Origin of the sequence: Streptomyces sp. cmx-18-6 (genome assembly GCF_046548915.1) — a bacterium.
GTDB lineage: Bacteria > Actinomycetota > Actinomycetes > Streptomycetales > Streptomycetaceae > Streptomyces.
This window is the reverse complement of record NZ_JAEBEP010000019.1, coordinates 1-15,567: the sequence shown is the minus strand read 5'-3', so window position 1 is coordinate 15,567 and position 15,567 is coordinate 1. Positions and strand designations below refer to the sequence as shown.

Below are 15,567 nucleotides of genomic sequence, written 5' to 3'. Positions count from 1 at the left end.
CGCCGCGGACCCGGGACCCCGCCCCCTCAACTCCCCGCGCGCGACCGCGCCTTGAACGCGGCCTTTCGGGCCTCCTTGGCGGCCTTCTTGTCGGTGTGCAGCCGGCCCATGGCCTCCAGCACCTCGGCGGTGGCCGGGTGGTCGACCCGCCAGACCTCGTCGAAGAAGCCGCTGTGCTGGGCGGAGAGCCCTTCGATCAGGCCCTGGAGCTCGTCGAGTTCGCCGTCCGCGTCCAGTTGGGCGGCGATGGTGTCGATGGCCAGCCAGAAGATCATCGCCTCGGACGGGGCCGGTACGTCGGCCGCGCCGCGCTCCGCGAGCCAGACCCGGGCCAGACCGCCGAGTTCCCGGTCGTCCAGGACCGCGCGTACGGCGGGTTCGGCCTGCTCCCCGGCCAGCGCCAGCGCCTGCTGACAGTGGAGCCGGCGCAGCGGCGCGCCCTCGTCCGTGCCGCGCGCCGCCGCCAGCAGCTCGGCCGCCGCGGCGACGACCCCCTCGGTCCCGCGCCCGGCGAGCCAGAGCTGGATCTCGGCGCGGGCGGCGGCCTCCGGGTAGTACGCGATGCCGTCGAGGAGGGCGTCGGCGCCCTTGTCCGCGAGGTCGCCGACCGCGGGGGCCTCCACCCCGGCCTCCAGCATCCGGGCCCGCACGCCGTACAGGCCCAGCGGCGTGAGCCTGACCAGGCCGTACCGGGTGACGTCGTCCTCGTCGGCGGAGTCGGGCAGCCCGGCGTCGCTCCCGTCCCCGTCCTCGACCATCAACGCCTCGTCCACCGGCCGGTATTCGACGATCCCGATGGGTTCGAGGACCCGGAACTGGTCGTCCAGGCGCATCATCGCCTCGGAGACCTGCTCCAGGATGTCGTCGGTGGGCTCGCCCATGTCGTCGGGGACGATCATCGAGGCGGCGAGGGCGGGCAGCGGCACCGGTCCGTCGCCCGCGCCGCTGTCCGCGAGGGTGAGCAGGTAGAGGTTGCCGAGCACGCCGTCGAGGAACTCCGCCTCCGCCTCCGGGTCCCAGTCCAGGGCGTCGAAGTCGATCGAGCCGTCCTCGCCGACCAGGTCGGCGAAGTCGTCGAGGACGGGAGCGGTGGCGTCGGCGTGCACGGCGTCCAGGCCGTCGAGCCAGATCCCCAGCACGTCCTGCGGGGAGCCGCCGGTGAGCAGCGCCAGGTTCTCGCCCACCGTGACAGTGCCCTCGGCGCCCGGACCGTCCGAGGCGTCCGAGGCGTCCTCACCGTCCGCGAGCTCCCCCTCCTCCGGGTCCGTGACGTCCAGGAGCCCGGTGTCCACCGCGAGCCGCCATGCCTCGCTGGCGTACGCGGCGCCGTCCTCGTCCGCCGTCAGGCCGAGGTGCTCGGCGGCAGCGGGCAACTGGGCCTCGACGAGCTCGCCGCCGACCCCGACCCGGGTGCCGGGCCCCGCCCAGCGGGCGAGCCGGACCGCGCGGACGAACAGCGGTGCGGCGAGCGCGTCCCGCGCCAGCTCGGCCTCGGAGGGCAGCCGCACCGGCGGCAGGATGGGGCGCTCTGCGGACATCGGGGGTTCTCCTCGGTGCGGGCTCGGGGGAGTACGAGGTGCGTACGCGGTTCAGCCGCTCAAGCCTAGACGCAATTCGCCGCATGCCACCCGCTTCGGGCGACGGACGGCCGCCGTTCACCGAAGGTCCATGGTCGACTCATGTGCGCCGCGGCCCAGTTGCCGCGCACGCCCCCGCCGTACGCACGCCCCCACCCCTCCCTACGCGGCCCCGCCCGGCTCCATGCTGAGGGCGGGCGTGTAGCGGTTCACGCCGCCGCCGGTCATGCCCGGGTACTTCTGGACGCGTTCCCACAGCGGCGAGGGCGACCCGATCCCCTCGCCGGGGGCGGTGAGGGCGTCGATGTGGTGCTGGGCGCTCTCCCACTCGGCGTAGTTGAGGACCCGGTCCCCCTCGGTCCCCACGTGGAAGTGCGCGGCGATCCCGCCCGGAGGCGTCGCCCCTTCCTCGGCGAGCGCCTCGAACACCGTGTCCACCCAGTCCCGTTGCCGCGCCGGGTCGGGTCCGTCGAACTCCACGTCGACGATCACGACGGACCCCGGCTCACGGGTGTCGCCCTCGGTCTGGAACCCCGAGCGGTACAGCTCGTACGTGTGCGGCGCGCTGCGCTCGATACCGGGGACGGCGGCGTCGATCTCGGCGTCGCGGGCCTCGCGCTCCTCCCGGACGAAGTCCTGGAATGCCTGCTCCCCGGTCCACTGGGAGTAATGCAGCAGCGTCCTGCCGTCCTCCCCGACGTGGACGGTGTACGAGAGCGGCCCGGGGCTCGGCCACTCACGGCTCTCCCACGCCTTCCGGACGGCGTCGACGGCCTGCCGCTGCCGTTCGGGGGTGCCGACGTCCCAGGTGCTGACCTTGGCGATCCCGGCGTCGGCACGGGCCGGGTCCGGGCGATCGGTGAACTGCACGGTCATGGTGGCTCTCCCCTTCTCCCCCCGCACCGGTCGGTGCGGCGTAGTCACACCTTCACGCCTCAAGTTCGCTTGAGGTCAAGGGCGGTTCGCCGCACCCGCCCGCGTCCCGGCCGCCCGTTCGCCCACGGCGAGACCGGGTGCGCCCGGCCGGCGCCCGGGGAAGGGGCAGGAGCATGACCGTCTCCGTAGCCCACCTGAGCGACCCCCACCTCACCACCGGCCCCTCGGCCGACGCCCCGGCGGCCGGGCTGCGCGACGCCCTGCGCCGGGTGCTCGCCCTGGACCCCCGGCCGGACTGCGTCGTGATCACCGGCGACCTCACCGAGCGCGGGGAGCCCGGTGAGTACGCGGCGCTGGGCGAGCTGATCGGGTCCTTTCCCCTGCCCCTGCACCTGGTGGCGGGCAACCATGACGCGCCCCGGGCGCTCGTGGAAGCCTTCGGCGGCACCCCGGCGCTCGGCGGCGGCGCGACGACGTCGTACGCGGTGGAGCACCCGGGACTCACGGTCGCCGTCCTGGACTCGAAGGTGCCCGGTGCGCCGGGCGGCCGCCTGGGCCCCGGGCAGCTGGCCCGTCTCGACGACGCCCTCGGCCGGCGTACCGACGTACCGGCCGTCGTCTGTCTGCACCATCCGCCGGTTCCGGTCGGCATCCCGTTCCTGGACGCGATGGGCCTGGCGGACGCCCCCGCGCTGGCCGAGGTGGTCGCCGCGCACCCCCGGGTCGTACGGGTGCTGGCGGGCCATGTCCACCGCTCGGTCACGGCGGCCTTCGCGGGCAGCCTGGCGGCCCTGGCCCCGAGCACCTACCGGCAGAGCGGGCTGGCGCTGCGGGAGGGCGTGCCGGGGTACGTCGACGAGCCCGTGTCGTTCCTGCTGCACACGCTGCCGGACGGCCCGCCCGGCGCGGCCTGGGTCACCCACACCGTGCCGGTGGGCGGCTGACGGGAACGCACGCGGCCGACCGGCTCGGCGCGGCGGGCACGCCCGGTTCAGCGCGGCGGGTCGGGCCGCCAGGCCGTCATGTTCAACTCGTCCATGTACCGGACGTCGTGCCCTTCCAGTGGGAAGACCCGCGCTCCGGCGTCGGGGGCGGCGGCCAGCTCCAGGGCGTCGGCCATGACGAGTTCGCCGCCCTCCTGGGTGGAGACCCAGGCGAGGGTCGACCTCGCGGTGCCGCCGGGCTTCAGGACGAACGACCTGGGGCCCTCGTCCTGGCCGAAGTACGAGCCGGCCGGGTTGACCTTCACGGGCAGGCGTTCGCCGTCCTCGCCGAGCGCCTGGACCGAGGGGTAGCCGTCGACCCGGTAGGGCTCGGCGCCGCAGTTGGTGAGGGTCAGCACGACCGCCCGGTGCATCATCGCGGCCTGCACCTGCCCCATGTCCACCATGGCCCCGGACGCGGGGCAGTCCCCGGTGGGCGTGGGCTCGGGCTCCGGCTCCGGGGCCGGTACGTCGATGATCGACGACGGGGCCGCGCCGGGCGTCGGGGGCGGCGTGTCGGCGTGCGCTCCGGGGCGTTGCGCGGAAACGGACGGGGTGGGGCGGGCCTCGCCCTCGCCGGCCGGGACGAGGAAGCCCGCGCAGCCGGTCAGGGCCATGGCCGCCGCCGTCAGCAGGACCGCCGCCGAGGCAGGTCTCCGGATCCGCAGCCGGCCCCGCACCCGCTCACCCATACGCCCCGCCCCTCGCCGCAGCCCCCGGCCGCATCTCGTCCGCGCGTTCGATCATGCCAGACGGCGTCCGGGGGACGACGGGAGAGCGATCGGGGAACGGACGAGAAGCCGCCCTCCCACCACCACTGTTCAGCAACCCTTCCCCATCCTCGCAAGCAGATCTAAGTGGACCTTCACGGTCCCGCGACCGAGACTGCCGACATGACCACCACCGCACCGCGCCCCTTCGGCCGCACGCTCTGCGCCATGATCACGCCGTTCACCCCCGCCGGGGCGCTGGACCTCGACGCCGCGCGCGCCCACGCCGCCCGCCTGGTGGCCGAGGGCTGCGACGGGCTGGTGCTCAACGGCACCACCGGGGAGTCCCCCACCACGTCGGACGCGGAGAAGTCGGACCTGCTGCGGGCGGTCCGCGCGGAGGTGGGCGACGGGGTGCCGCTGCTCTCCGGCGTCGGCAGCGCGGACACCGCGCACGCGGTGCGCCTCGCGCGGGAGGCCGAAGAGGCGGGCGCGGACGGCCTGTTGACGGTGCCGCCGTACTACAGTCGCCCCCCGCAGGCCGCCGTGGAGACCTACTTCCTGCGGATCGCGGAGGCCACCGGCGTACCGCTGATGCTGTACGACATCCCCGGCCGCACCGGCGTCCGGATCGAGCCGGCCACCCTGCTGCGACTGGCGGACCACCCGCGGATCGTCGCGGTGAAGGACTGCGCGTACGACCTGCTCGGTTCGACGAAGGTGCTGGCGCGGACCTCGCTGGCGTACTACTCCGGCTGCGAGGAGCTGAACCTCCCGCTGTACGCGCTGGGCGGCGCGGGCTATGTCAGCACCGTCGCCAACGTGGCCCCGCGCCAGATGCGGGCGCCGCTGGACGCGTTCGACGCGGGGCGCACCGGTGAGGCGGCCCGGCTCAACGGGCTGACGGTCCGCCTCGCCGAGCTGATGATGGCGAGCGGGCTGCCCGGCACGGTCACCGCGAAGGCCCTGCTGGACGCGGGCCCGGTCCGCGAACCGCTGCAGCCCGCCGGCCGCGGGGCGGTCGACGGGCTGCGCGCGGCGTACGAGGAGCTCCTCCTCGGCGGCCTGGACTAGGGCGTGTCCGGCGGATCTTGACCGGGTCCGCGACGCCCGGCACGGCACCTCGCGGCGTTGCCGAGACGCCCGAATCGCTCCGCGACGAGGACGTTCCAGCGCCTTGCGACGCACCGCACCGGACGCCGCGGCCCATCCGGTCCTGATCCGCCGGACACACCCTAGTTGTGGGCGTGCAGGACGTCGTTCAGCCCGCCCCACACCGCGTTGTTCGGACGGGCCTCGACGGTGCCGGTGACCGAGTTGCGGCGGAAGAGGATGTTGGACGCGCCGGAGAGCTCACGGGCCTTGACGACCTGGCCGTCCGGCAGCGTGACGCGGGTGCCGGCCGTGACGTACAGCCCGGCCTCCACGACGCACTCGTCGCCGAGCGCGATCCCGACCCCGGCCTCCGCGCCGACCAGGCAGCGCTCACCGATGACGATGCGCACGTTGCCGCCGCCGGAGAGGGTGCCCATGGTGGACGCGCCGCCGCCGATGTCGGAGCCGTCGCCCACGACGACGCCCGCGGAGATGCGGCCCTCGACCATGGAGGTGCCGAGGGTGCCCGCGTTGAAGTTGACGAAGCCCTCGTGCATGACGGTGGTCCCGGCGGCGAGGTGCGCGCCGAGGCGGACCCGGTCGGCGTCCGCGATGCGCACGCCCTTGGGGGCGACGTAGTCCGTCATCCGCGGGAACTTGTCGACCGAGGTCACCTGGAGGTGCAGCCCCTCGGCGCGGGCGTTGAGCCGGACCCGCTCCACGTCGTCGACGGCGACCGGGCCGAGCGAGGTCCAGGCGACGTTGGCGAGCAGCCCGAAGAGGCCGTCGAGGTTCTGGCCGTGCGGCTGGACGAGCCGGTGCGAGAGCAGGTGCAGGCGCAGGTACGCGTCGTGCGCGTCGAGCGGCTTGTCGTCGAGGGAGGAGATGACCGTGGAGACGGCGACGACCTCGACGCCGCGCCGGGCGTCCACGCCGATGGCCTTGGCCGCGCCCTCGCCGAGCCGGTTGACAGCCTCGTCCGGAGTGAGCCGCTGCGTACCGGCCGGGCCGGGCTCGGGCTTGAGCTCGGGGGCGGGGAACCAGGTGTCGAGGACGGTGCCGTCACCGGCGACGGTGGCGAGGCCGGCGGCGACGGCGCCGGTGGTACGGGAAGTGGCCTGGGAAGTCGTGTCGGTCATGGACAGAAACCTAACCGGCCGGAGCCCGCCCGGGCCAACCGGTCTCAGCCTCCGGCCCCCGCCCGGCCCGTCAGTCGGCCGCCCCGCCCGCCGGGCCCGCCCCCGCCCGGCCGTCGACGACCCGGGCCAGCATCTCGCGGGTGTACGCGGCGTCGAACGCGGAGCCGGTCAGCAGCACCTGGAGGCAGACGCCGTCCATCAGCGCGACGAGGGCGCGCGCGGTGGCCGGGTCGGTGCGCCGGGACAGCACCTCCACCGCCGCCTCGGTCCACTCGGCGGCGACGGGGCGCAGGGCCGGGCGGCGCAGGGCCGCGAGGTACAGCTCGTACTCCAGCTCGATCGCGCCCCGCTCACCCGCGAACCACTCCTCCAGCACCCGGGTCAGCTCCCCGGCGAGGTCGGCCCCGGGCAGCCCGCCGGTGCCCGCCCCGCCCCCTTGGCCGGGAGCGGGCACGGCGAAGGCGTCGCTGTCGCGCAGGGTCCGGGCGAAGTTCTCGTTGGACCGGCGCAGGGCGGCGATCAGCAGTTCGTCCAGCGAGCCGAAGTGGTACGTGGTCGAGCCGAGCGGCACATCGGCCTCGGCGGCCACGGTGCGGTGGCTCAGCCCGGCTATGCCCTCGGCCGCGATCACGCTCAGCGCCGCGTCGATGATCCGCGTCCGCCGCTCGGGGTCGTACCGCCGGGCCATCAGTGGGCCCCTCCCAGGTTGAGCACGACGACTCCGGCGACGATCAGGGCGACGCCCGCGATCTTGACGAGGCTGCCGGACTCCCCCAGGAACAGGATGCCGATGAGGGCGACGGCCGCCGTGCCCACACCGGCCCAGATCGCGTACGCGGTGCCCACGGAGAGCGTCTTGAGGGTCTGCGCGAGCAGGGTGAAGGCGATGAGATAGCCCACCGCCGTGCCGATCGAGGGCCAGAGGCGGGTGAAGCCCTCGCTGTACTTCATGGCCGTCGTCCCGGCCACCTCCGCCGCGATCGCGGCGGCGAGCAGTCCGTATGCGTATCCCATGTGTACGAGTGTACGCATCGATGCGTACAGCTGTACATATCATCGGCTCACGTCGGGGGCGCTACGGTGTCCCGACCGACGACAACGGCCCGGCGGCACAGCCACGGGCCGACGACATGACGGAGACGCAGTGGCGCAGGATGCAGGGTGGGGCGGCGGCCCGTACGGGGGCGCGCCTCACGGCGGGGGGTCCCTCTACGGAGGCGCGCCGGGGCCGGGCGGCTGGCACGGCGGCTGGACGCCGCCCAAGCCGGGGGTGATACCGCTGGGCCCGCTGGGGCTCGGGGACATGCTCACCGGCGCCTTCTCGACGATCGGGCGCTACTGGAAGCCGCTGACCGGCATGGTCCTGGCGCTCTTCGGCGCGGCGACCGCCGTGATGGCCGCCGCGGTGCTCGTCGCGATCTCCGCGATCGAGACCGACTGGGACGCGCTGACGGATCCCGGCACCCCGGCCGAGGAGCAGCTGGTCCCCCTGGGGATCGCGCTCGGCGTGCTGATGGCCGTCGGCGTCCTCGTCTACCTGCTGGCGTCGGCCGTCATGCAGGCGGCGGTCCCGGTGATCCTCCAGGAAGCCGTCCTGGGCCGTCCGCTTCGCTTCGCCGCCGTCTGGAGCCGTGCCTGGTCCCGCGTCTGGGCCATGATCGGCACGGTGTTCCTGGTGGGGCTGATCATCGCCGTCCCCCTGCTGTTCATCGTGACCGCCTTCCTCGCGTTCATGGTCTACGTGCTCACCCTGGGCGACGAGGGCGGTTTCCTGCCGCTGGTGTGGGTCGGCCTCCTGGGCTGGCTGGCCCTCGGCCCGTTGGCGCTCTGGCTCTGGACGAAGTTCTCCCTGGCCCCGACGATCGTGGTCTTCGAGGGACAGGGCCCGGTCGCGGCCCTGCGCCGCTCGGCGCAGCTGGTGCGCGACAACTGGTGGCGGATCTTCGGCATCTCGCTGCTCGCCTACGCGATAGCGGGCGTGGCCGGCTACCTGGTGCAGATGGTGTTCCAGATGATCGGGATGCTGCCCGGCGTGCTGGACACCCCGAACATGGACGCTGAGCCGACCAACGGGGAGATCGCCGTCCTGTTCGGCGGGATCCTCGTGCTGGCGCTGCTCAGCCACCTGGTGAGCTACGTCTTTTCGGCGGTCTTCCCGCCACTGGTGATCGGACTGCTGTACGTGGACCGGCGCATCCGCGCGGAGAACCTGGGCCCGGTCCTGGCGGAGGCGGCTGACCGGACGCAGCCGCCGCAGTACGGCTCACCGCCGCCCGCCCACGCGTAGAGCCGCGGAGGGCTCGCGGGCTCAGTCGGTCAGCGTCCGCTTCGGGCGCAGCACGCAGAACTCGTTGCCCTCGGGGTCACACCCAACACAAGGAACTAGACGTTCTGGAGTGTTGTTGTGGTCGCATCGACGCTGGTCAAGCCTGGTAATGGGAACTCGTCGCTCTCTACAGAGAGCATGACGACTGCACACCCAACGAGCCCTCTCGCGGGCACGGCGTTCGAAACGCGAACCCTCCGGGGTGTGCGGTGCGTACGTCTGTCTGTCTTGACCGACGAGACAACCAGCCCCGAGCGGCAGCGCGAGGCCGACGACAAGATTGCGGCCGAACTCGGCATCACCTTCGGTAGGGTGACCAGCTCCGTGAAGCCGTGGACCTTGACGTGTCCGCGAGCAGGATTGCCCCGTTCGACCGTCCGGAACTCGCTGGAGCTGGTCGCATGAGTGCCCCCGCCCGTACGTTTCCCCTCGGCCGCGAGAACCGAGACGAAGCGTGGACCGAAACCGTGCGGCTCGCCGAAGTGCTCGTCCGCCACCCCATCACCGCCCGGTACGGCGTGAGCCGTCACGCAATCAAGGGCCGTCGTGGTGCGTGGAGTGTCTACCTCACCGACCGGTGCCCCGAACTGGGCCCGCCCTCGCTGCCCGCCGTACGCGCGTTCCGTGACTTCGGACTCGCTGCCTGGCCTACCGCCCCGCCATGCTCCCAACCCGGGGTGTGGCGGGGCTTTTCCGTTTTCGCGCTCCGGGACGCAGCGGGCGGCGTGGCCGTACCCTGGCCTTATGACTGACGTCGGGAAGAAAGTCAAGCAGGCCCGCAAACTAAGCGGACTGACGCAAACCGAGTTGGCTGAATCGTCAGGTGTCTCCCTTTCCACCATTCGGAAGCTGGAGCAGGGGGAACGGGGCCGGGCACGAATGGAGACGCTGCGGTCTCTCGCCCTGGTGCTCCGAGTCCCCACCATGTCCCTGGTGACCGAACCCTCCGAGGATGGTCCCGTGCCCGGGACGCCCGAACTGTGGAGCCCCGTGCGCGCGGCACTGATCCGGCCGCACGCTACTGGTGAGGACGAAGAAGCCCCGACCCGCCACGGAGTAGCGGAAGCCGTGACAGCGGCCGTTCCCTATTACCGGGCCCACCGCTTCACAGAGCTTGCGGCGATACTGCCGAGTCTGATCAAGGACGCCGAGGCTCTGGAGAGCGAAGGGCGCGCCGAGCGGCTGCGTGTCCTGCAACTCGTCGCCGGAGCCCTGACACACACCCGGCAATTTGATCTTGCTGAGATTGTGCTGCGTCGCGCTATGGACGACGCATCAGACCGTATGGTCACTGCCGCAACCGTCAACACACTGTGCTGGCTACTTATGCGGCAGGGGCGCTTGGATGAGGCGCTACAGACTGCCTCGCACTGGGCTGACGAGTTGGAACCGCGTATCAGTCGGGCCACTCCCGACGAACTTGGAGCGTGGGGGCTGCTGCTACTGAACGTCTCGGCCGCTGCTATCCGCAACAATCAGCCCGGCGTCGCCACGGACGCCCTGAAGTTCGCTTCCAGTGCGGCTACTGCGCTCGGGAGGGAAGTCCGCCCGACGCATGAGCAGATGCGCACGTTCGGCCCTATCTCGGTCCGCATGAAGACCGTCGAGGATGCGTTGGTTCGGGACGAGCCTGACCGCGCCCTACGTCTCGCGGGACCACTCACCAAGTCCCGATCCGCAGTGCTTCCCTCGGCAAGCGTGCGGGCCCGTCATGGCTTGTCGGTGGCAGGCGCATACTCACGACTCGGGCAGTACAACGATGCTTTCGGCAAGCTGTCCGCTGTGCAAGCATCCTCGCCCGAGTGGTTCCCCAACCAATCACCAGCGCGCGACGTGCTCCGTACGGTGGTCGAGGGGCGACGTACCCTCACCCCTGAAATGCGCCACATGGCCGATACGCTGCAACTGGCCCTGTAGAAAGGGCACTTCCACGCCGCGAGTAGTGGAAGTGCCACAGACAGCATCGGCGGGGCAGTCCTAGCGTCATGCCATGGCCCCCCGACGAACCCCCGCTGATCGTGCACGCCGACGCGCGCTCTCTGACGCCGCGTCGGGTCCGTGGCCCTCCGGGCCCTACCTGTACCCGGCACCCTTGCGCCGTCCCGCTCGGGTGCTTAGGAAGCGAGCGTCCGAAGGTGGGGACGCGCAGTGACCGCGCTGCCGGACATCGGCACGCTTGTGGTCGACACCAGCCGCGCCGACCGCGTGGGCGAGTTCCGCGGGGTCGCCTGCTTCTACTGGTCGCTGCGGCCCATGCGCGGCGGGGTCGAGTGGGAAACCGAGCCCGACCGGGTACGCCCCGCGACGCCCGCCGAGCGCCTGCACGCCGAAACCGCCCGCGCGAACGCCCGCAGCCGGGGTGAAGTGCTGTGACCACTACAGCTCGCCGGTTCGCGTTCGTGGACTGGACACTGCGCCCGGACCAGGACGACGACGCCCCGCCGAGCACCTATGCGTTCCGGTGTCTGACGCTTACCGAGGACGACACCGAGTGCGCCGCAACGTCACCCGCGAGCGAGGACCCGACCGAGCCACAGGCGTGGGCGTTCGACCACATGCGCGAGCACCCCGAGCACACCAGCTATGCCGAGCTGATTGACCGCCCGTGGGTCATGTGGCGGGGGTGCCCGTCATGACGGTCAGATCGGAGCCGGCGGGCTACTGGGCCGAGGTGCGCGCGGAAGGACCGGTGTATGGGACGCGCGAGACAGTCCCGCACGTCCTCGGCACCTTCCAGACGATCTCACCGAAACTTGCGCTTCGGTGGTTACAGGGCGAGGCCGCGCGCATCGCGGACCGACTCGACCCCGACCCGCAACGTTCCGAGTGGGTTCATCAGTCCATGCGCGCGCAAGCGGTGTTGGTACCCGACTGCCCCGCCGAACTCCGAGTCTGGGCAGACGAGTTTGACGAGCCCGCAGAGCGCGAGTACATCAAGGCCGGTCATCCGCTGTCCGAGAAGTTCCCGGATGCGGACTGTACGTACAGCCTGTCCGTCTGGCCGGTGACACTTCCCGCCGACGACCACCAGTCGATACCCGTACCGCAGACGCAGCGCATGGCCGAGCTGTCATACCCCCTCTACCTGCTCGCAGACTCCGGAGTCCGGCCCTTCTGAGATTCCGCCCCCGCCACATGACTCGCTCTGTGGCAGGGGGCGGGCCTACTCCGGTCGGCTGTCTGCGTGACGGTCGGCAGCCAACCGGTTGTAAGAGCACCACCAGCACCACACAGACGAACCGACAACGCAGGAGGTACACAGCATGAGCACTGCAACGGCCGTTCCGTTCGGAGTCCGGCACCTGGTGTCCCCGCCCCCGGCGACGGACGAAGCGCCGGTCATCACGTACAGCGAGGGGCTTCAGCTCAACGTCTCCGCCGAGGGCAACCCGTGGCACGCGATCACGGCCGAGATGCCCGAGACGCAGACCGAAACCAGCAACGGGGACGGTTCGGGCCCCGGCTCCGACTCCGGAACCGACCTGTACTGACATGCGACCCATCCTCATCCTGACCGGCCGGAACGATCTCACGGCCGACGCAGTGGTTGAGGAGCTGGTGAAGCGCGGGGAGGAAGTCGTCAGGTTCGACACTGCCGACTTTCCCACCGCTTCCCGTCTGGCCGTCTCCCTCACCGGGGACGGCTGGACGGGGCCCCTCGCCGGCTCCCGTACGGTCCGTCTGGAATCCGTCAAGTCGGTGTGGTGGCGACGCCCCAACGAGTTCCGCACTCCCGGTAATTGGCCCGGACATGCTCGCGCCCTCGCGGTGTCGGAAGCGCGCTCGGGACTGCTCGGCGTACTCGGCTCATTGCCGGTCCGCTGGATCAACCACCCCTCCCGGGACGCTGCCGCGAACTACAAGCCCGTTCAACTCGCCGTTGCTGCTCGCTGCGGACTCGACGTTCCCCGTTCCGTGATCACGTCCGACCCCGAGCACGCCCGCACGTTCATGGGCGACGACACGGTTGTCTACAAGGGGCTCGGCGGTGGCGTGCTCGGTCCCGGGGGGAAGCGTCAGTTCCTTCCGGTCGCGCTCGTCTGTGCTGACCAAGTGGACGACGGAGTGAGCGGCACCGCCCACCTGTTCCAAGAGCGCGTGGAAAAGGCGTACGAAGTGCGCTTGACCGTGATCGGGGACCGCATGTTCCCCGTGGCCATCCACGCGGGCAGCGAGGCCGCACGGCTCGACTGGCGGACCGACTACCAGTCCCACACGTACGAGGTGGTGAGTCTGCCCCCGAGGTTGAGAAGGGGGTCCGCCGACTCATGGACGAACTCGGTCTGTTCTTCGGCGCGCTGGACTTCGCCGTCACCCCAGATGGCCGTTGGGTCTTCTTCGAGGTGAACCCGAATGGTCAGTGGCATTGGCTCGCTGTCAAAGCCGGGGTGCCGCTCGTTGCAGCCATGGCCGACGCACTACAAGGAGAGACCGTATGACCGAAGCAACCACATGGACCAACGCTGCTCGCGCCCTCGCCGGCAAGGTGACTGCGAACGCGCCCGGATGGCATGAAGCCGTCAGCAACACCCCCCGTCACAAGCTCGTCCCGCGCTGGTGGCAGCGAGTCCCGAACAGCCCCACGCAGGAGTGGGAGTTGGTGAGCCCGTCTGAGGACTCCGCCGAGCTGTTGCACTCCGCCTACACGGACGAGACGCTTGTAACCCGCGTCGGTCCCAGGCATGCCGACCACGCGGCCCCGGGCGAGCATGGGAAGGGGGACCCCACGTCATCCAGCACCCTTCCGGGGCTCGTCGTGTCCATGGCTCATCGGCTCGACGTGAAGCCCGGTCATCGCGTGCTCGACGTGGGTACGGGCTCCGGGTACTCCGCCGGTCTGTTCACGTACCGCTTCGGCGACGAGAACGTGACAAGCGTGGACGTGGACCCGTACTTGGTTGAGGCTGCCCGTAAGCGTCTCGCCGAGTTCGGGCGAACCCCTCGACTGGAAGCCATCGACGCGACCGGGGAACTTCCGGACGCCGAGTACGACCGCATCATGGCGACCGTTTCCGTACGGCCCGTCCCCGCGTCGTGGCTCCGCGCGCTACGTCCTGGCGGACGGCTGGTCACGACGATTGCTCACACCGCCCTATTGATCACGGCGGACATGGGCACGGACGGGATCGCGCGGGGCTCCGTCCAGCCGGACCCGGCCACGTTCATGGAGACCCGGCAGGAAGCGGACTACCCGGCGAAGCTGAACGATGTGTTCGTGAGGGCCCGCGTACGGGAGGGCGAGGACGTACGGCCCCCGGACGGGCCGGTTCCCGACCTGTGGCAGGACTGGCCGCTCCGGTGGCTGTACGAGCTGGACACGCCCGGAGTCGAGACCCGCGCCGCTACCTACCCGGACGACGGACGGCGCGTGGTGTGGCTGCTCGCCACGGACGGCTCATGGGCCCGCGCCGAGGACGGAACTTCGCCCCTGGTCCACCAGGGGGCCCCCGCCGGCTCTGGGATGACCTGGAACGCGTCCGCATCAAGTGGGAGGAGAAGAACAGGTTCTCTCTCCACACGATGCGCGCGGAACTCTCGCCCGAGGGCAGCCACCTGCTGTCCCCGGACGACACATGGCGCTTCCCGATCTGACAACGCCAAAACCGGACCTTGGTACGGCGGACGGGATGACCGTCCGACAGCTCACCGTGCCGGACCGTGGCACTCCCGACCGGACAAGCCCCGAGTAGGGACAGGACGTGTCCCGTCTGAGCTGACGTGTTCAGGCTCCCGCCCCGGTCCTCCCCGCGAGGCCAAAGGGCCTTTCAGGGGTGCCGCGCGGTGCCATGCGCGGTGAGGGAAGCGAGCCCCGCCCGAGTGCTGCCCCCGAAGCGCATGGGCGGGGCTTCGCACTGCCCCGACACACACACGGAAGAGATCCATACCAACGTGCTGCAATGCACCGCCGTTACCGAAATCCCGCAGGGCGAAGCGCTGGTTGCTCTTGTCGATATGCGAGGCGGCCCGGACGATCCGGAAGACCTCCTGGCAGCCAACAACTTCTTGTTGTGCGTGCTGGGCGAGCACGACGAAGAGACCGAGCACGCCGCGCACCTGTGGACCGCTGAAACGCGGGGTTCCCGGGACCTGTGGTTCCTGTGGGCGGGGACTGCTGCGCACCGCGTCTACCGGTTCGCGGTCCTGCGGATGTGCCCCGCCTCCCTGCGCAATTTCGATGAGGGCACCGTGCGCCGGTGCGGATTCTTCGACGAGCACCAACCTCGCGCCCACAGCTTCCAAGTAGCTGACCCGCTAGGTGAGTTGCTGGCCGAACGGGCACGGCGCGAGGCGCAACAGCTCATCGAGGACGACCCCGACGACGGCGACGAGTGAAGAGGCGCACCGACCGATGGACCAGTGCACCGGCATCATGCTGACGACAGCCCCGGCTCACATCATCACCCTGCTAGCCGTAGTCCGAGAACTACGGGCCGGGCACGCCCTTTGCGAACTCGGCGAGAAGCACGACGGCGACCACGCAACCATGCTTTGGGACGAGGACGCGGGCCCCGGTGGCGCAGTCTGGGCAAGGTGGGACGACAGGGGAGTACGCATCACGTCCCTGGACCGGTGCCCCGGGGTCACGGCCGACGAAGAGAACGCGTGCGGGCTGTTCGCGGACCACCCCGCCGCCCACGGGTGGGAGGTCACTGACCCCACCAAAGAGGCCATCTCGCGCGAGTTGGCGAGGAACCACCCGCACTTGTTCCCCGAGTACAACGAAGACGACGGGGGCTAGGTGTATTGATCACGAGCGTTGTTAACGCTGGTGGGGCTTGATCATGACGAGGGCCCCCGTGTGTGGTGGAGGTGTCGAATCTTCACCGGACGGAGGCCCTCGTGTCCCACCGTAATGCCCGG

The 15,567-nt window shown here is 71.1% G+C and carries 18 protein-coding genes and 1 pseudogene; 13 read left to right on the top strand and 6 right to left on the bottom strand.

Translation table 11 applies throughout. The annotated features are described in order from the left end of the window. Positions 1–26 precede the first annotated feature (26 nt). Positions 27–1,538 (bottom strand): hypothetical protein, encoded by a 1,512-nt coding sequence (locus ACLJPL_RS31265; RefSeq protein ID WP_411084324.1) that lies wholly within the window; start codon positions 1,536–1,538, stop codon positions 27–29. 201 nt (positions 1,539–1,739) lie between these two features. Beyond that, the gene (locus ACLJPL_RS31260; protein WP_411084323.1) at positions 1,740–2,453 is read right to left on the bottom strand and encodes an antibiotic biosynthesis monooxygenase; all 714 of its coding nucleotides are present in this window, start codon (positions 2,451–2,453) and stop codon (positions 1,740–1,742) included. Between the two features lie 173 nt (positions 2,454–2,626). Between ACLJPL_RS31260 and ACLJPL_RS31255 the strand changes: the two genes are divergently transcribed. Beyond that, positions 2,627–3,397, top strand: a complete 771-nt coding sequence (locus tag ACLJPL_RS31255) for a phosphodiesterase (protein WP_411084322.1) — start codon at positions 2,627–2,629, stop codon at positions 3,395–3,397. 47 nt (positions 3,398–3,444) lie between these two features. Here the strand turns inward: ACLJPL_RS31255 and ACLJPL_RS31250 are convergent, their stop codons facing one another. Then, on the bottom strand, positions 3,445–4,128 hold the full coding sequence (locus ACLJPL_RS31250; protein WP_411084321.1) for a DUF4232 domain-containing protein: 684 nt from the start codon (positions 4,126–4,128) through the stop codon (positions 3,445–3,447). Between the two features lie 201 nt (positions 4,129–4,329). Here ACLJPL_RS31250 and ACLJPL_RS31245 point away from each other — a divergent pair, with 201 nt between their 5' ends. Continuing rightward, positions 4,330–5,220, top strand: a complete 891-nt coding sequence (locus ACLJPL_RS31245; protein ID WP_411084320.1) for a 4-hydroxy-tetrahydrodipicolinate synthase family protein — start codon at positions 4,330–4,332, stop codon at positions 5,218–5,220. 161 nt (positions 5,221–5,381) lie between these two features. Here the strand turns inward: ACLJPL_RS31245 and dapD are convergent, their stop codons facing one another. The 3 genes from dapD to ACLJPL_RS31230 all read right to left on the bottom strand — a co-directional run bounded on the left by dapD (position 5,382) and on the right by ACLJPL_RS31230 (position 7,394). Next, entirely contained in the window at positions 5,382–6,380 is a 999-nt protein-coding gene (gene dapD, locus ACLJPL_RS31240; RefSeq protein ID WP_411084319.1) for a 2,3,4,5-tetrahydropyridine-2,6-dicarboxylate N-succinyltransferase, read from the bottom strand. A gap of 70 nt (positions 6,381–6,450) precedes the next feature. Beyond that, on the bottom strand, positions 6,451–7,068 hold the full coding sequence (locus ACLJPL_RS31235; RefSeq protein WP_411084318.1) for a TetR/AcrR family transcriptional regulator: 618 nt from the start codon (positions 7,066–7,068) through the stop codon (positions 6,451–6,453). Further along, on the bottom strand, positions 7,068–7,394 hold the full coding sequence (locus ACLJPL_RS31230) for a DMT family transporter (protein WP_411084317.1): 327 nt from the start codon (positions 7,392–7,394) through the stop codon (positions 7,068–7,070). The genes ACLJPL_RS31235 and ACLJPL_RS31230 overlap by 1 nt, the downstream gene beginning before the upstream one ends. Before the next feature lie 289 nt (positions 7,395–7,683). Between ACLJPL_RS31230 and ACLJPL_RS31225 the strand changes: the two genes are divergently transcribed. The 11 genes and pseudogenes from ACLJPL_RS31225 to ACLJPL_RS31175 all read left to right on the top strand — a co-directional run bounded on the left by ACLJPL_RS31225 (position 7,684) and on the right by ACLJPL_RS31175 (position 15,445). Further along, positions 7,684–8,667, top strand: a complete 984-nt coding sequence (locus ACLJPL_RS31225) for a hypothetical protein (RefSeq protein ID WP_411084408.1) — start codon at positions 7,684–7,686, stop codon at positions 8,665–8,667. Between the two features lie 177 nt (positions 8,668–8,844). Next, positions 8,845–9,092 (top strand): annotated as a pseudogene (locus ACLJPL_RS31220) (recombinase family protein); the annotation flags it as partial. A gap of 358 nt (positions 9,093–9,450) precedes the next feature. Beyond that, positions 9,451–10,623 carry a helix-turn-helix domain-containing protein gene (locus ACLJPL_RS31215; RefSeq protein WP_411084316.1) on the top strand — a complete coding sequence of 391 codons (1,173 nt, stop codon included), beginning with the start codon at positions 9,451–9,453 and terminating at the stop codon, positions 10,621–10,623. A gap of 231 nt (positions 10,624–10,854) precedes the next feature. Beyond that, positions 10,855–11,079, top strand: a complete 225-nt coding sequence (locus ACLJPL_RS31210) for a hypothetical protein (protein WP_411084315.1) — start codon at positions 10,855–10,857, stop codon at positions 11,077–11,079. Then, positions 11,076–11,342, top strand: coding sequence for a hypothetical protein (locus ACLJPL_RS31205; RefSeq protein WP_411084314.1), 267 nt, complete (start codon positions 11,076–11,078; stop codon positions 11,340–11,342). Before ACLJPL_RS31210 ends, ACLJPL_RS31205 begins: the two co-directional genes overlap by 4 nt. Beyond that, positions 11,339–11,824 carry a hypothetical protein gene (locus ACLJPL_RS31200; RefSeq protein ID WP_411084313.1) on the top strand — a complete coding sequence of 162 codons (486 nt, stop codon included), beginning with the start codon at positions 11,339–11,341 and terminating at the stop codon, positions 11,822–11,824. The genes ACLJPL_RS31205 and ACLJPL_RS31200 overlap by 4 nt, the downstream gene beginning before the upstream one ends. A 145-nt stretch (positions 11,825–11,969) precedes the next feature. Beyond that, entirely contained in the window at positions 11,970–12,197 is a 228-nt protein-coding gene (gene tgmA / locus ACLJPL_RS31195) for a putative ATP-grasp-modified RiPP (protein ID WP_411084312.1), read from the top strand. A gap of 1 nt (position 12,198) precedes the next feature. Next, positions 12,199–13,053 carry an MvdC/MvdD family ATP grasp protein gene (locus tag ACLJPL_RS31190; RefSeq protein WP_411084311.1) on the top strand — a complete coding sequence of 285 codons (855 nt, stop codon included), beginning with the start codon at positions 12,199–12,201 and terminating at the stop codon, positions 13,051–13,053. 88 nt (positions 13,054–13,141) lie between these two features. Next, positions 13,142–14,503 (top strand): methyltransferase domain-containing protein, encoded by a 1,362-nt coding sequence (locus tag ACLJPL_RS31185; protein WP_411084310.1) that lies wholly within the window; start codon positions 13,142–13,144, stop codon positions 14,501–14,503. Between the two features lie 92 nt (positions 14,504–14,595). Then, complete coding sequence (locus tag ACLJPL_RS31180) at positions 14,596–15,039, top strand: hypothetical protein (protein WP_411084309.1); 444 nt, start codon at positions 14,596–14,598, stop codon at positions 15,037–15,039. A gap of 16 nt (positions 15,040–15,055) precedes the next feature. Then, on the top strand, positions 15,056–15,445 hold the full coding sequence (locus ACLJPL_RS31175) for a hypothetical protein (RefSeq protein WP_411084308.1): 390 nt from the start codon (positions 15,056–15,058) through the stop codon (positions 15,443–15,445). Positions 15,446–15,567: the final 122 nt, after the last annotated feature.

What these genes read in the sequence shown, in the direction of transcription:
- ACLJPL_RS31265 (WP_411084324.1), bottom strand. Translation starts at nt 1,538, where the DNA reads ATGTCCGCAGAGCGCCCCATCCTGCCGCCGGTGCGGCTGCCCTCCGAG.
- ACLJPL_RS31260 (WP_411084323.1), bottom strand. Translation starts at nt 2,453, where the DNA reads ATGACCGTGCAGTTCACCGATCGCCCGGACCCGGCCCGTGCCGACGCC.
- ACLJPL_RS31255 (WP_411084322.1), top strand. Translation starts at nt 2,627, where the DNA reads ATGACCGTCTCCGTAGCCCACCTGAGCGACCCCCACCTCACCACCGGC.
- ACLJPL_RS31250 (WP_411084321.1), bottom strand. Translation starts at nt 4,128, where the DNA reads ATGGGTGAGCGGGTGCGGGGCCGGCTGCGGATCCGGAGACCTGCCTCG.
- ACLJPL_RS31245 (WP_411084320.1), top strand. Translation starts at nt 4,330, where the DNA reads ATGACCACCACCGCACCGCGCCCCTTCGGCCGCACGCTCTGCGCCATG.
- dapD (WP_411084319.1), bottom strand. Translation starts at nt 6,380, where the DNA reads ATGACCGACACGACTTCCCAGGCCACTTCCCGTACCACCGGCGCCGTC.
- ACLJPL_RS31235 (WP_411084318.1), bottom strand. Translation starts at nt 7,068, where the DNA reads ATGGCCCGGCGGTACGACCCCGAGCGGCGGACGCGGATCATCGACGCG.
- ACLJPL_RS31230 (WP_411084317.1), bottom strand. Translation starts at nt 7,394, where the DNA reads ATGGGATACGCATACGGACTGCTCGCCGCCGCGATCGCGGCGGAGGTG.
- ACLJPL_RS31225 (WP_411084408.1), top strand. Translation starts at nt 7,684, where the DNA reads ATGCTCACCGGCGCCTTCTCGACGATCGGGCGCTACTGGAAGCCGCTG.
- ACLJPL_RS31215 (WP_411084316.1), top strand. Translation starts at nt 9,451, where the DNA reads ATGACTGACGTCGGGAAGAAAGTCAAGCAGGCCCGCAAACTAAGCGGA.
- ACLJPL_RS31200 (WP_411084313.1), top strand. Translation starts at nt 11,339, where the DNA reads ATGACGGTCAGATCGGAGCCGGCGGGCTACTGGGCCGAGGTGCGCGCG.
- tgmA (WP_411084312.1), top strand. Translation starts at nt 11,970, where the DNA reads ATGAGCACTGCAACGGCCGTTCCGTTCGGAGTCCGGCACCTGGTGTCC.
- ACLJPL_RS31190 (WP_411084311.1), top strand. Translation starts at nt 12,199, where the DNA reads ATGCGACCCATCCTCATCCTGACCGGCCGGAACGATCTCACGGCCGAC.
- ACLJPL_RS31185 (WP_411084310.1), top strand. Translation starts at nt 13,142, where the DNA reads ATGACCGAAGCAACCACATGGACCAACGCTGCTCGCGCCCTCGCCGGC.
- ACLJPL_RS31175 (WP_411084308.1), top strand. Translation starts at nt 15,056, where the DNA reads ATGGACCAGTGCACCGGCATCATGCTGACGACAGCCCCGGCTCACATC.